This is a genomic window from Acinetobacter brisouisimilis, assembly GCF_000368265.1.
In the GTDB taxonomy this organism is placed as follows: domain Bacteria; phylum Pseudomonadota; class Gammaproteobacteria; order Pseudomonadales; family Moraxellaceae; genus Acinetobacter.
Window position 1 is genome coordinate 1 of record NZ_KB851218.1, and the last position, 15,244, is coordinate 15,244.

12 protein-coding genes, 1 tRNA gene and 1 riboswitch are annotated in these 15,244 nt (G+C 42.1%); of the genes, 3 read left to right on the plus strand and 10 right to left on the minus strand.

The window, feature by feature from the left end:
* Positions 1–3 precede the first annotated feature (3 nt).
* From F975_RS01380 to secA, 4 genes are all read right to left on the minus strand, one after another.
* Positions 4–80: transfer RNA gene (locus tag F975_RS01380), tRNA-Pro, on the minus strand.
* 246 nt (positions 81–326) lie between these two features.
* On the minus strand, positions 327–1,547 hold the full coding sequence (argJ, locus tag F975_RS01385; RefSeq protein ID WP_004749675.1) for a bifunctional glutamate N-acetyltransferase/amino-acid acetyltransferase ArgJ: 1,221 nt from the start codon (positions 1,545–1,547) through the stop codon (positions 327–329).
* A gap of 138 nt (positions 1,548–1,685) precedes the next feature.
* Positions 1,686–2,003: a hypothetical protein gene (locus F975_RS01390; protein WP_004749676.1), complete on the minus strand. Its 318-nt coding sequence runs from the start codon at positions 2,001–2,003 to the stop codon at positions 1,686–1,688.
* A 134-nt stretch (positions 2,004–2,137) separates the two neighbouring features.
* Positions 2,138–4,867 carry a preprotein translocase subunit SecA gene (gene secA / locus F975_RS01395; protein WP_004749677.1) on the minus strand — a complete coding sequence of 910 codons (2,730 nt, stop codon included), beginning with the start codon at positions 4,865–4,867 and terminating at the stop codon, positions 2,138–2,140.
* 282 nt (positions 4,868–5,149) lie between these two features.
* Here secA and F975_RS01400 point away from each other — a divergent pair, with 282 nt between their 5' ends.
* The gene (locus tag F975_RS01400) at positions 5,150–5,791 is read left to right on the plus strand and encodes a peroxiredoxin (RefSeq protein WP_004749678.1); all 642 of its coding nucleotides are present in this window, start codon (positions 5,150–5,152) and stop codon (positions 5,789–5,791) included.
* 123 nt (positions 5,792–5,914) lie between these two features.
* The gene (locus F975_RS01405) at positions 5,915–6,514 is read left to right on the plus strand and encodes a dual specificity protein phosphatase family protein (RefSeq protein WP_004749679.1); all 600 of its coding nucleotides are present in this window, start codon (positions 5,915–5,917) and stop codon (positions 6,512–6,514) included.
* A 2-nt stretch (positions 6,515–6,516) separates the two neighbouring features.
* Here F975_RS01405 and F975_RS01410 read toward each other — a convergent pair whose 3' ends face one another.
* The 6 genes from F975_RS01410 to F975_RS01435 all read right to left on the minus strand — a co-directional run bounded on the left by F975_RS01410 (position 6,517) and on the right by F975_RS01435 (position 12,949).
* On the minus strand, positions 6,517–7,704 hold the full coding sequence (locus tag F975_RS01410; protein WP_004749680.1) for an SPOR domain-containing protein: 1,188 nt from the start codon (positions 7,702–7,704) through the stop codon (positions 6,517–6,519).
* The gene (folC, locus tag F975_RS01415) at positions 7,704–8,978 is read right to left on the minus strand and encodes a bifunctional tetrahydrofolate synthase/dihydrofolate synthase (protein WP_034425548.1); all 1,275 of its coding nucleotides are present in this window, start codon (positions 8,976–8,978) and stop codon (positions 7,704–7,706) included. Before folC ends, F975_RS01410 begins: the two co-directional genes overlap by 1 nt.
* A gap of 1 nt (position 8,979) precedes the next feature.
* Positions 8,980–9,873 carry an acetyl-CoA carboxylase, carboxyltransferase subunit beta gene (gene accD, locus F975_RS01420; RefSeq protein ID WP_004749682.1) on the minus strand — a complete coding sequence of 298 codons (894 nt, stop codon included), beginning with the start codon at positions 9,871–9,873 and terminating at the stop codon, positions 8,980–8,982.
* Between the two features lie 2 nt (positions 9,874–9,875).
* Complete coding sequence (gene trpA / locus F975_RS01425) at positions 9,876–10,673, minus strand: tryptophan synthase subunit alpha (RefSeq protein ID WP_004749683.1); 798 nt, start codon at positions 10,671–10,673, stop codon at positions 9,876–9,878.
* A gap of 421 nt (positions 10,674–11,094) precedes the next feature.
* Positions 11,095–12,324, minus strand: a complete 1,230-nt coding sequence (trpB, locus tag F975_RS01430) for a tryptophan synthase subunit beta (RefSeq protein WP_004749685.1) — start codon at positions 12,322–12,324, stop codon at positions 11,095–11,097.
* Positions 12,299–12,949, minus strand: a complete 651-nt coding sequence (locus tag F975_RS01435; RefSeq protein ID WP_034425550.1) for a phosphoribosylanthranilate isomerase — start codon at positions 12,947–12,949, stop codon at positions 12,299–12,301. Before F975_RS01435 ends, trpB begins: the two co-directional genes overlap by 26 nt.
* A gap of 134 nt (positions 12,950–13,083) precedes the next feature.
* Positions 13,084–13,277, plus strand: a riboswitch (cobalamin riboswitch).
* Between the two features lie 36 nt (positions 13,278–13,313).
* Here F975_RS01435 and F975_RS01440 point away from each other — a divergent pair.
* A complete protein-coding gene (locus F975_RS01440) occupies positions 13,314–15,170 on the plus strand; it encodes a TonB-dependent receptor plug domain-containing protein (protein WP_004749688.1) in 1,857 nt (618 codons plus the stop codon).
* The last annotated feature ends 74 nt before the right edge of the window (positions 15,171–15,244 follow it).

Below are 15,244 nucleotides of genomic sequence, written 5' to 3' on the forward strand. Positions count from 1 at the left end.
AATTGGTCGGAGCAGTAGGATTCGAACCTACGACCCCCTGGTCCCAAACCAGGTGCACTACCAGGCTGTGCTATGCTCCGATTCATCTCAGCTTTCGCTATATCGCACATCGTGCGGTACGGTGTGCATTCTAGGCGTGAGTCCTGTTTTGGTCAATACCTGAAATCAAAAAAATTTGCTTTTCTTTACTCAAAAGCCTATTTATTCAGCATTTTTATCATTTTTGTGTTTTTTTTAAACATTTTCCTCTTATTTTCAAGCATCTATCTCATAAAAAAATAAAGCCCCATCTAAATGATGAGGCTTTAAAAAATCAAAATCTTAAATTATGAACGATAATCGGCATTGATTTTCACGTAGTCATAAGAAAGATCGCAGGTATACACAGTATCTTTTGCTGTACCACGCCCCAGATCCACTCGAATAGTCATTTCAGATTGTTGCATTACGCGTGCGCCAGCTTCTTCTGTATAATCTGTAGCCGCACCACCATCTTTGCAAAGTTGAACTTCATCTAGCCAGACCTGAACTTTTTCCACATCCAAATCCTGAATTTTGGCATAGCCAATTGCACACAAGATACGACCCCAGTTTGGATCTGATGCAAAAATTGCGGTTTTAACCAATGGTGAATGTGCAATGCTATAGGCAACTTCACAGCATTCATCAGTGTTTTGCCCACCTTCAACCGTTACAGTAATAAATTTGGTTGCGCCTTCACCATCACGCACGATGAGTTGAGCCAAGCGCTTCATGACACGAGTCAAAACTTCTGCAACGATTGCATAACGAGCATCATCTGCTGACTGGATTTCCTGACCACCCGCCTGACCTGTTGCCACAAAGATGCAAGAGTCATTGGTTGAGGTATCACCATCAATGGTAATGCGGTTAAAAGACTGATTTGCAGTATCTTTTAAAAGTTTTTGTACAAGATCACGCGCAACAGGCGCATCAGTTGCCACAAAAGACAACATGGTTGCCATATTTGGGCGAATCATACCCGCACCTTTACTGATACCTGTCATGGTGTAAGTTACACCATCTAACTCAAACTGTTCAGATGCACCTTTTGGTGTGGTATCTGTGGTCATGATGCCTTTAGCAGCATCCACCCAAGCGTCAGCTTGCAAGCTATCAAATGCAGGCTGCAAGCCAGCAATAATTCGATCGACAGGTAATTGCTCACCAATCACACCTGTTGAAAATGGCAAAATTTCTTGGGTCACTACACCAGCAACATTGGCTAATGCCTCACAAATTTTTTGAGCATTCTGTAGACCCAATGTGCCTGTACCCGCATTGGCATTGCCTGTATTGATGACCAAATAACGGGCATTTTTTTCTAGTAAATGGGCTTTTGAAATGCGCACTGGTGCTGCACAAAAAGCATTTTGAGTAAACACGCCTGCAACGTGCGAGCCTTCAGCAAACTCGAAGATCACCAGATCTCGTCGGTTTGGGTAACGTACATGCGCTTCTGTAGAGCCAATTTTTACACCTTTTACCACATGCATAAGTGGCATTGTAACGTCACCAACAGCCATTTTAAGAATCCATTTTTAGAAGTTAAATAAAGCTCTAGCTTATTAGATATGTCAGTAAAAATCGAGCCTCTGTGAAACAAACCCCATGAAAAAACCAGCCATATTGGCTGGTTTTTTCTATCGTATTTAACAAATTGGCTATCTAGATTGTTCCATGCTGAGCAAGGACTGCTCTGCTTTTTGCTGGCTTTCTACAGATAATGCTGGATTTGTTGCCACTATGCGCTTTACTGTTGCGGTGTTTGCAGGTGCAATCGCTGTTGTCTGAATTTGAATCAGGCGCCCTTGTGTATCACCCAATGCGTAACGGATTCCAGTACGCGGGCTAATCACCATAGTCGTATTACCTTGTACAATAGTTTGTGCAGTTGTAATAACTGATTGTGTATCTGCAGCAAAGCTTAAGCCTGGAGCAAAACATAGAGACAGCCATATTACCTGTTTAATTTTTTTCATGGTCACACCAATACTTTAAGGTTTTACACAGTGAATTTTGCCTAAAAGTGTACTGGAATTTAGTGACTGAGCCTATGACCTTGCAATAAAAAAGCAGAACATCTTGTTCTGCTTTTGTAAAACTACTGTCAGGCTTAGATTTTACCGTGACATTGCTTATATTTTAGACCTGAACCACATGGGCATGGTGCATTACGGCTCGCTGGCGGAATAATACTATTTTTGTCCAAACTAATATTAGTTTCTGCATCTTCCTCGCTACCGTCCATCAATGTTGCACCTGTCAGACCATCAACATTGTCATGTTCAAATGACAAACGCATCGAATCTGCCTGCTGTTGCTGGCGTGCTTCCATTTCTGCAAGCTCTTCAGGTGTTGGAACATGCACCAACGATAAGTCTGTCACGACGTCAGATTTGATAGCACCTAGCATATTCACAAACAGGTTGAAGGCTTCTTTTTTGTATTCCTGCTCAGGGTTTTTCTGCGCATAACCACGCAAATGAATCCCCTGACGCAAATAATCCATTGCAGCCAAGTGATCTTTCCAGTGGCGATCGAGTGCGTTTAAGACGAAATGACGTTCCAGCATCGCTGCCGAATCTGCACCCATCTGCTCACGGCGCGCACGATAACGTGCAACCACTTCATCAGCAATACGTTCAACCAAACCTTCTTCGTCGAGGCGGCGTTCTTCATCTAGCCATTGTTGAATTGGCAACTCGATGCCCAGATCTGTACTGAGTGCTTTTTCCAAGCCTTCAATATCCCATTGATCGTGGATAGACTCAGGTGGAATAAAGTTGGCGATCAAACCCTTCATCACATCATGGTGCATTTCTTCAACATATTCTTGCAGGGTATTTTCTGCTAAAACTGCATCACGTTGTGAGTAAATGATTTTACGTTGTTCGTTGTTAACATCATCGTATTTCAATAAGTTCTTACGGATGTCAAAGTTACGTGCTTCAACTTTACGTTGGGCATTTTCAATTGAACGACTGACCATTTTATGTTCAATGGCTTCATCTTCTTTTAAGCCCATGGCGCGCATCATGCCAACCACACGATCACCCGCAAAAATACGCATCAAATCATCTTCTAAAGATAAATAGAAACGTGAAACACCTGGGTCACCCTGACGTCCTGCACGACCACGCAACTGGTTATCGATACGACGAGACTCGTGGCGCTCTGAACCGATAATATGCAAACCGCCTGCATTTAGGACAATCTCGTGATCACGTTGCCATTCGGCTTTTAGGCGCGCTTCATCTTCCGCAGTCGGGTTTTCAATTTTTGCAAGTTTAGCTTTCCAGTTACCACCAAGCAAAATATCAGTACCACGACCTGCCATGTTAGTGGCAATAGTCACTGAATCTGGGCTACCTGCTTGGGCAATAATATCTGCTTCACGCTCATGCTGTTTTGCATTCAGCACTTCATGTTTGATGCCTGCAGCAGTCAATTTTTGTGACAGAATTTCACTGGCTTCAATGGTTGCCGTACCCACCAGAATCGGCGCTCGGGTTTCCTGAATGCGTTTAATCTCCGCCACAATCGCGCTGTATTTGCCATTACGATTGAGGTAAATCAGGTCATTATGGTCTTGACGAACCATTGGACGATGCGTTGGAATCAAAACTACATCTAAACCATAAATTTCTTTCATTTCTGCCGCTTCTGTATCGGCAGTCCCCGTCATACCTGAAAGTTTCTTGTATAAACGGAAATAGTTCTGGAATGTTGTGGTAGCAAGTGTCTGGTTTTCTGGCTGGATTTCCAAGCCTTCTTTAGCTTCTACGGCTTGATGCAAGCCTTCAGACCAGCGACGACCAGGCATGGTACGACCTGTATGCTCATCGACAATGACCACTTCACCATTGTGAATAATGTAGTGTACGTCGCGCTGAAACAAGAAGTGAGCACGAATTGCCGCTGACACATGGTGAACCAAATTCAAATTAGCCGCAGAATACAGACTCTCGCCTTCTTGCAATAAACCCATCTGGATCAGTTCACTTTCTACAGCTTCATAACCAACTTCGGTCATTTCAACTGACCGTTGTTTTTCATCGATCCAGAAATGCCCACCATCAGCCACTTTTTCTTCTTTTTGTGGATGCAGTTTTGGTGCAATGGCATTAATTGCAGCGTAAAGCTGCGAAGAATCTTCACTTTGACCTGAAATGATCAACGGTGTACGCGCTTCATCAATCAAGATGGAGTCGACTTCATCGATGATGGTATAAACCAAACCACGCTGTTTTTTCTCAGCTAGAGAAAACACCATGTTGTCACGCAAATAGTCAAAACCAAATTCGTTGTTGGTTCCGTAGGTAATGTCTGCTTTGTAGGCAAGTGCTTTTTCATCTGGCGCTTGCATTGAATAAATTGTGCCAACCGTCAACCCCAAGAATTCAAACAATGGGCGGTTTAACTCTGCGTCACGCTGTGCTAAGTAATCGTTCACAGTAATGACATGCACACCCTGACCTGTTAAGGCATTTAAATAACACGCCAAGGTTGCCATAAGGGTTTTACCTTCACCTGTACGCATTTCGGCAATCTTACCTTCATGCAAGGTAATACCACCAATGAGCTGCACATCATAGTGACGCATTCCCATAATCCGTTTACCCGCTTCGCGGCAGACCGCAAATGCTTCAGGCAACAGGTCGTCTAAACTTACCCCAGTTTGATAACGATCTTTAAATTCTTGAGTTTTTGCAGACAACTCTGCATCGCTAAGAGCGGCTATCGTCGGTTCGAGCGCATTGATTTTCTCGACAATTTTACGCATGCGTTTCAGTTCGCGCTCATTTTTTGTACCGAAGATACCTCCGATCAGACCTGCCAACATGGATAAGCTCTCTAAATTTTGCTAGTCAAAAATGAAAAATGAATTTCTAATTAGACGTTATTATGGAGTTAGATTTTTGAAGTACAAGTTTTTTACGTAAAAAGCCGCATTTTTTTTCAACTTATCCACTTTAAATCACATCAATTACCACTAGAAAATTTGATCTAAAAACTTCTCACTTATCTTTTTTATTCATATCAACATAAGAAAGCTGTATTTTCCATGCAAAAGAACTGGTTCATAGTGAAACCCATCAACCCATAAAAAGTTTTGAGGTTTCACATGAGTTTACGTCTTGGCGATACTGCACCGAATTTTCAGCAACAATCCAGTGAAGGGCAAATCGATTTATATGAATATTTAGGTCAGCACTGGGGCATTTTATTTTCACACCCTGCGGACTACACACCCGTATGTACCACAGAGCTCGGTTATACCGCAAAACTGCAAGATGAGTTTGCAAAACGCGATGTCAAAGCGATTGCCTTATCTGTCGATGATGTTGAGTCACATCAGGGCTGGATTAAGGACATTAACGAAACTCAAGCGACAACTGTTAACTTTCCAATTTTGGCAGATAAAGATCGTAAAGTTTCTGAGCTATATGGCTTCTTGCATCCAAATGCCAGTGAAACCACCACGGTTCGTTCTTTAGTGATTATTGACCCGAATAAAAAAGTCCGTTTAATCATTACTTATCCCGCATCAACAGGGCGGAATTTCAACGAAATTTTACGTGTCATTGATTCACTACAATTAACCGACCACTATAAAGTCGCCACCCCTGCTAACTGGCAACATGGTGATGATGTCGTGATTGTACCGAGCTTAAAAGATGAAGATGAGTTAAAAAAGCGTTTTCCTAAAGGCTATACTGCCGTAAAACCGTATTTGCGTTTAACACCACAACCCAATCTAAAATAAATTTTGTAAAAACTGTCTAAAAATTTCTCCAAGCCTATTTTTTAATAGGCTTTTTTTTACACAAAACCTGCTGTAACAGACCAAAATTGTTATTAATTTAAAGCAATTCTACGACGAATGTTCATGATCATGCAGGTTCGATCTTATCGCTGGTTTATTATCGCCATAACAACTGGTCTGTTTTTACAAGGCTGTATGCAAAGCAGTGCTTTACCCGATGCTCAGCGCCCTCCAAACTGGGGAATTGCTGTAGATAAACACTACAATTTTTATCGTGTTAACTCATGGCTATACCGTAGTGAACAACCTTCATCCGAATTACTCCCCTATTTACAACAGCAACAGATTGATATTGTTATTAACCTGCGGGTTCATAATGAAGACCTTCAATTACTCAAACATACTCCTGTTCAGTTATTTCATATCCCAATCAATACCTGGGATATTCAACGACAAGATATTGTCAAAGTCATGCAGATTTTACAGACAGCAAAGGCACAGCATAAGCGGGTATTGATTCATTGTTATCATGGCTCAGACCGTACAGGTACGATGGTGGCTATGTCACGCATATTATTAGAAAACTGGTCGGTTAACGATGCAATCAATGAGATGAAACATGGAGGTTATGGCTTTCACCCTATCTGGATGAATATTGATGGGTTATTTAAAACTAAAAATATTGACTGGATGCGTCAGCAACTGACACATCCAACCCAATAAAATTAACGCTGATCGAGTGGTACCCAGTCAATAATCCACGCTGATTTCATGCCTAAGCTACTGTCAGCTTGGATTTTTCGACGCGCTGTATCTGCAGTTTCACGATCTTTCGCAGGACCCACCATTACCCGAATACCTTTCGAGGTTGGGCTAGTCACCACTTTATAACCTTTAGCACGTAGCTTGGAAACTGTAGCATCTGCATTCGCCTGATTTGCTGCAAGTGATACCTGTACCATCCACTTTTTCTTACCTTCGAGCAAATCCCGTGCTTTGTCAGCATCAGCTTTTTTGTCTTTTTTCTTAATCTCCGTATCTTGATCATCATCTGCTTTTTTCTTCGCATCTAAAGCAGCTTTATGTTTGGCTTCTAATGCCTTTTTATGTTTGGCTTCTGCAGCATCGGCTTTACGCTTTTCTTCTGCATCCGCTTGGCGCTTTTCTTCCGCATCCGCTTTTTTCTGTGCTTCTAATTCAGCTTTCTTCTTGGCTACTGCCCGACGATGAGCTTCTTCATCTGCTTTCTTTTGTTCATCTGCTTCTGCCTTTTTCCTAGCCTCTCGTTCAGCCTGCTTTTTCGCCTCCAAATCAGCCTGTCTTTTCGCTTCTGCATCTGCCTTTTTCTTGGCATCTACAGCCGCTTGATGCTTGGCTGCTTCATCATCAGCGAGCTTCTTTTTTGCAGTAGAATCTACCTGATGTTGTTGATCTGTGGCTTTACTTTTACTATCAGCCTTAATCTGATGTTGTTGATCTGTCGCTTTATTTTTACTGTCAGGCTTAACCTCAGGTGGAATATTGTCAGAATCGCCCTGCCCTGTGCGGCGTTTATTAATTTCGGCATATTCTTCAGCTGCTTTACGTGCAGCGTCTGCCTCAGCCTGCTGTTGTTGTTGTAGATATTGCTGAGTACGCGCTTCTTGTTCAGCTACCGCGCGCTCACGTGAGCGCTTCTGTTCTTCAAGCAAGCGTTTTTCGGTTTCAACATCCACAGTTAATGGCTGTAAAGCCTGCATATTGCCAGCTTTTTGCGTTGTTTTTTGTTGCTGTGCTGTTGTCATCTGAGCTGAGGGAGTAGCTTGCTTATGCTTTAATTCTTGTGTGCCTTTGACCAGCAGTGCGGCAAGTAACACACCACCTCCCAATAAAACAACGCCTCCCATCCAACGTTGTTTGTTATTCATTGACATTATTCAATGTACTCCCAAACCGCTTCTAAGGTATGAAACGAACCACAAACTAAAATCAGTTGTTGATCTTCTACATGATCCAGAGCAGATTGAAAAGCCTCTTTCACATTTGCAAAATGTTGTGTCGCTGTGTTGTGTAAAGCTTGTTGGATCTTCTCAAGTCTTGCCGCACGAGGTACAGTCAACTCCGCAATATGCCATTTAGACACCACAGGGCTGAGTAGTTCAACGACAGAATCTATATCTTTATCGGCAAGCATCGAAAAAACTGTAACAACTTCAGAATACTGTTTATTGTATTGCATAAATTTCTGCAATTGCTTTAACAAAAATTCAACACCATGCGGGTTATGCCCTGCATCAAAAATCACCGTTTTATTCTGAATTTGACGAACTTCAAAACGCCCGGCAATCTTTGCAGTTTGAATTCCTGCACAAATTGCCTGATCAGAAATTGCCAAACCACTTACCAAAACAGCAGCAACCGCGGTTGAAATATTATCGAGTGCCAAATGTCCTTTAGGTAATCGTAAAGTCGACGCAGGTGTCGCAAATAACCACGTTTCTGAATCATTTTCCTGATAAAAATAATCGCGATTGAGCACATGCAACTGTGCCTGGCATTCCTGTACTTTATTCTGAATCGCTTGTGGAAGCTGTTGCTGCCCCGCAAAAATCACAGGAATGTTTGGACGAATAATGCCTGCTTTTTCAAAGGCAATTTTTTCAATGGTATCACCGAGCCAATCGACATGATCCAAACCAATATTGGTAATCACGGCAACATCAGGTTCAATGACATTGACCACGTCTAAACGCCCGCCAAGCCCAATTTCCAGAACCCAGACATCGCATTGTTTTTGCTGAAAAATCAGAAATGCTGCAAGCGTTGTAGCTTCGAAAAATGATAGGCTTAAACCACATTCACGGCGGGCTTGATCGACTTGTACAAAAGCATCAACCAACTCTTGATCGGTGGCTTCCAAGCCTGAAATTTTGACGCGTTCATTAAAACGGTAGATATGTGGAGACTGGTAAAGTGCCACCTTATAACCTGCCTGCTGTAAAATAGCAGCGATGGTGGTCGTAGTTGAACCTTTACCATTGGTTCCTGCAACAGTAATGACTTTGGCAGAAGTTTGAGTCACTTTTAATTTTTGCGCAACAGGAATGACGCGCTCTAAGCCCAAATCAATTCCTGTTACATGCACATGACCCCAATAGTTGAGCCATGTGTAAAGACTATCCGTAGCTTGTGGTGCTATTGTGTTCAATTTAGATATTCATCAGCTTACTTACGATTCGATATACAGTATCACGTAATGCATGACGATGAACAATTTGATCGACTACACCATGATCAAGCAAGTATTCAGCACGTTGGAACGGTTCTTCGAGTTTTTCACGTACAGTTTGCTCAATAACTCGTTTACCTGCAAAACCAATCATGGCTTTCGGTTCAGCAATATGAACATCACCCAACATTGCCAATGATGCAGTCACACCACCATATACAGGGTGAGTAAGCACCACGATATAAGGCAAGCCTGCTGCTTTCACTTTTTCAATTGCAGCAGAAGTACGCGCCATTTGCATCAAAGACAACATGCCTTCTTGCATACGTGCACCGCCTGAAGCAGCAAAACAGATGAACGGTTGTTTTTTCGCAATCGCGCTTTCAGCTGCCTGTACAAAACGATCACCGACCACTGTACCCATTGAACCGCCCATAAAGTCGAATTCAAAAGCACAAGCTGTCATTGCTACGCCTTTTAAAGTACCTTGCAAAACCACCAATGCTTCAGACTCGCCAGTTTTCTTTTGCGCTTCTTGCATACGTGCAGGATATGGCTTGCTATCTACAAAGTTCAATGGATCTTTAGCAATAAATTCCTGACCAAGCTCGGTATCTACCTGATCGAAGAACCATGTTAAACGCTCACGCGCACGCATACGCAAATGTTCATCACACTGTGGGCAAACATAGGCATTAAAGCTCATTGCTGTTAGTGTGATCAATGAACGGCACTCTGGACATTCAACTGTCGGTTCAGTAAAACTTGCCTTTAATGTTTCTTGGGCATCTGGTACATGGATTCCAGGAACTGGGCGATCAGTCCAAGGTGTCGATGGGTTCAGAACTTTACTTGGTTTAACTTCTTGATTCATATTCACTCATCGAGCGCAGCTCGAAGCTCCTTGACTTTATTAACCGTTTGTTCTGCGGCTTGTTCCGGTGGCAACGTTGCAAAAGGCTTAACGAGAGCACTACCGACAATCACGGCATCAGCAACTGCTGCCATAGCTTTTGCAGTTTGTGCATCGTTAATCCCAAAACCAACCCCAACAGGAATGCTGGTTTGTGCTTTAATTTTTTCGATACGTTTTGCTGCTTCAGACGTATCTAAAGTTGCTGCGCCTGTTACACCTTTCAGTGACACATAATAAATAAAACCACTGGCTTGTTTTATGACATGTTGAATACGTTCATCAGTTGACGTTGGTGCTAACAGGAAAATCTGATTCATGTTGTATTGGCTTAACACCTGATTAAACTGGTCAGATTCTTCTGGTGGCAAGTCCACCAACAAAACCCCATCGACACCACTTTCATGGGCTTTTTCAACAAAATTCTCATAACCAATAACTTCTATAGGGTTTAAATAGCCCATCAAAACCACTGGTGTTTCTTGATCTTTTTGGCGAAATTCTTTGACCATAGCCAAAGCATCTAGGGTATTTGTTCCACCCGCAAGCGCTCGCTCTGCAGCAAGTGCAATTACAGGGCCATCTGCCATTGGATCAGAAAAAGGCAAGCCCAATTCGATCACATCGACACCTGCATCAACCATGCGATGCAATAATGGTACTGTAACCTCTGGATGAGGGTCGCCCGCCATAACATAAGAAACCAAAGCTTTTTGTTGTTTAGATTGAAGCTGTTCAAAACGTGTGGCTAGACGAGACATAGATTTTACTTTCCTTGCATGAAAATAGTGTGTGCTGTGTTTACATGACACCGCATTGTAACGCTATTTTTTATACATTGCACAGCGCCAAAAGCTGCCTGATTTGATTCAACATTTATGAAACAATCCGCAAGCTACATTAATCAATATTTGATAGTTTTTCTCAATGATCAAACCTTCCTAATTTTTAGGCATATTCTGAATTGCTTTTTTGACTTCACACGGAATTTATAATTAATAAAAATATATAAAACAATAAATTAAATAAATGTCTAAGCTTTACTCACATGGCAAAATGTTTGCACACGCTTAAAATTTATTCGGTCTATTCATCATCAGTATTCTGCTTTTTTATAAAAATACCTCAAAAACAAAAGGCGGACTGTGATCAGTCCGCCTTTCTTTCGATTGAAATCTTGTTTTATAGTTCAACTAATGGAATACCATCTATACGTGCAACTGTCAGCAAATCTTTATCACCACGGCCTGACACGGTTGCGATAATAATCTGATCTTTTGACATGGTTGGTGCAAGTTTGGTGACATAAGCCATAGCATGTGCACTTTCAAGCGCAGGAATAATGCCTTCAATCTGAGTCAGGTCACGGAAACCTTGCAATGCTTCTTCATCGTTGATTGGAACATACTGTACACGCTTCATATCTTTTAAGAAGCTGTGCTCTGGCCCAACACCTGGGTAATCAAGCCCCGCAGAAATACTATGGGTTTCAATAATCTGACCTTGAGCATCACTCATCAGGTAAGTACGGTTACCATGCAGTACGCCAACGTGTCCAGCATTTAAAGGTGCGGAGTGTTTTCCTGTTTCAATACCATGACCTGCAGCTTCAACGCCATACATTTTGACATCGTAGTCGTTCAGGAATGGATAGAACAAGCCCATGGCATTTGAACCACCGCCAACACAGGCAACAAGTGCATCAGGTAAACGACCTGCTTGCGCTAAAATCTGCTGGCGTGCTTCGCGCCCAATGATGGATTGAAAATCACGTACCAATTGCGGATAAGGATGCGGTCCTGCAACTGTACCAATCACATAATATGTGCTGTCAACATTACTCACCCAGTCACGCATCGCTTCATTTAATGCATCTTTGAGTGTTTTTGAACCACTTTCAACAGGAACCACTTTTGCACCAAGTAGACGCATACGATATACGTTCATGGCTTGACGTTTTACATCTTCAGCACCCATGTAAACTACGCACTCCAGCCCCAAACGTGCTGCAATAGTCGCAGTTGCCACGCCGTGCTGGCCTGCACCTGTTTCGGCAATAATGCGTTTTTTACCTGAGAGTTTAGCCAGCAATGCCTGACCAATCGTATTATTTACTTTGTGTGAGCCTGTATGGTTAAGGTCTTCACGTTTTAGGTAAATTTGCGCACCACCTAAATGTTTAGACCATCGTTCAGCATGATAAAGTGGACTTGGGCGGCCAACGTAATAAGCCAAATCACGGTCAAATTCTGCCAAAAACGCTGGATCATTTTTCATTCTGTTATACAGATTTTCTAAATCTTGTAATGCAGCCATTAATGTTTCTGACACGAATCGTCCGCCATGAATGCCAAAGTGTCCTTTAGCATCTGGATATTGTGTATAGTCAATCACTTCGTTTTGCTGATCCACAATGGACTCCTTGCATAAATTTTTTGATTAATCGTTGATCTTTAATCCCTTTTTGGGCTTCTACACCACCGCTCACATCAACCGCAAAAGGTTGTGTCAGTGCGATTGCCTCGGCAATATTGTCAGGATTCAAGCCCCCAGCCAAAATCAGTGGAATATCGAGTTTCGGGAATTGCGACCAATCAAATTGTAAACCTGTCCCACCCTTTAAGTCAGGATGCCAAGCATCAAGTAAGATAGCACTTGCGCCCGCTTGTTGGTAGCGTTGAATTTCGTTAATTAGATTTAAATCAGGTTTCACCTGAATCGCTTTATACCAACGGCGTTTAGTCAGTTGTGCAATTTGCTGACAGGTTTCAGGGCTTTCATCACCATGTAACTGTAAAACATCTAATGCAACATTTTGTAGCACAGCCAAGATTTCTTCAGCACTGGCGTTTACAAATAATCCGACTGTTTGTACATAAGGCGGAATATGTGCCAGCAATTGCTGGGCTTGCTCTACAGTGACAGAACGTGGGCTAGGTGGATAAAACACTAGGCCAATCGCATCTGCACCCGCCTGTACCACACTGTGAATATCCTCTACTCGGGTAATTCCACAAATTTTTGCTCTGGTTCGCATAGATCATCTGGTTTAATAAAAAGCATACTGCCGATTAAAACGGAAAACAGACCATAAAATCTAGAGACAATTTCAGCTTTCAACACAATCTGTGTCTGTTGATTGTCTCACTCATGTAAAGCCCGTATACTTTGGCGCAATTTATAGCAACAAGTTTTAGGGAAGTTGGTGAAAACCCAACACTGCCCCCGCAGCGGTAACAATGAAACGCATATTGTTTGAGTCATTCGCTCACGTCACTGTTTTTTAAAATGGGAAGGCGAATATGCTGGTTATATCTGTAACTATAATTGGAAGTCCGAAGACCTGCTTGTTGTTTACTTCAATGAATCATTCACGGGGAGTGAATGTATGGAAGCAAACCATGTTTATGTTTAAGCTCACTGCGTTAGCTGGTGCGATTGCGCTTGCAACAGGTTTTTTAGCAGCAGCTCATGCCGCAGATAACCAAACCGCAAACAACGACCAAGATGTCGCACCTTTAGATACAATTGTTGTAACGGCATCTCGCACCGCAGAGCCAATCAGGAATGTTCCTGCCCGAATTGATGTGATTGACCAAAAAACCATTCAACAATCGCCAGTTGCGGACCTAAGTCAGCTTTTAAAACAAGATGCTGCATTAAATGTGGTGCAATCTGGTGGTATCGGTCAGATTACATCAGTGTTTACTCGCGGGACTAATTCAGATCATACCCTTGTAATGAAAGATGGTGCCGTCATTAACACTGCCCTAGATGGTAATGCCAGCATTCCATATTTGGACTTAACTGACGCTGAGCGCATTGAAGTCCTTAAAGGCCCTGCATCAGTTCAGTATGGTTCAGATGCGATTGGTGGCGTCATTCAAATTATTAGTGCTCCGCCAAAAAAATCTGGTGCATTTATCACGACCGAGTACGGTGAAAATAACACATATAAATCGATTATCGGTGCCGATCTTAAACTTGATCAAGGTTTCTACGCGCAAGTTCGTGGACAACGCATGGAAAGTGATGGCACGCCTGTTTTAAATACCACTTCTGAAAAATCAAGCTACAACCAAAAAGGCTATAGCGCAAAAGTTGGTTATGAAGATACGAACTTAGGTGGCAGTGTCAGCATTGATGAAAACAAGGGTAATAGTTATTACTATGGCGGTAACCAAGACTTTTTAAATCGCCTTATTAATGCTAAAGGTCGTGTAGAACTTTCACCAAGCTTGACTTTGAATGTTCGCTATTCACATTTTGAAGATCAGTTAACTACAAAAACAGATACAGGTTACTACAACACTTTTAGAGATGAAGGTGATGCAAACCTGAACTGGAAATTTACTGAGCATGAGAATTTACTTATTGGTGCAACCACCAAAGATGCAACCGTTCAAGGTTCATCGGTTCAAAATGGTAAAAAGACGCTTGACTCAAACGGCTACTATATTCAGCACCAATATCAAGATCATGGTATTAGCACTCAGGCAGGTGTACGTTTAGAAGATGATAAACAGTACGGCACACATACTGTTGGACAATTTGCCATTCGCGGTCAAGTCACTCCAACGACCAGTGTCTATGCCAATGTTGGTTCTGCATTTAAAGCGCCTACAGGGAACGAACTGTATTATGTCTATGAAAGTTCAATTGATGGCAACTACTATGGCAACCCGAACTTAAAGCCTGAAGAAAGCGTCACTTATGAAATCGGTTTAGACCAACAGTTACCGTTTGGTATTCAAGGCTATTTATCTGCCTATCAAACCAAGGTTAAAAATCTGATTGAATGGGTTTATGGCTGGCCAGACTCGACCTATGCCAATGTCAACCGAGCCAAGATGACAGGTGGTGAAGCTGGCTTTAAATGGAGCAAAGGTCAATACTATATTCAATCTGAATATGCTTATGTGAAAGCGATTAATGACGATACAGGTTATGATCTGATTCGTCGCCCACGCCAAACATTTACCACAACTGTAGGATTGAAAAACACCCGTTATGGTTTAAGTGCGTCACTGGTCACTAAATCGCATTCTAAAATTTATGAATCGACAAACTCAGCAAGCACCCCAGGCTACAGCACTGTGGACTTACATGCTTACTGGAATGTGAACAACAATATTAAGTTATTTACCAATATTCAGAATGTTGGTGATGTTCACTACAAAGAAGCCAACTACTATGGCGATACGTGGTACATCAACGGTGGTCGTTTAGCCACTGTCGGGGTAACATTAAGCTTCTAAACTTTTAAAAAAGTATTTTATCAGCGCATTTTTATGGATAATGTTTTTAAAGGCATTATCCTTTTTTATCATTT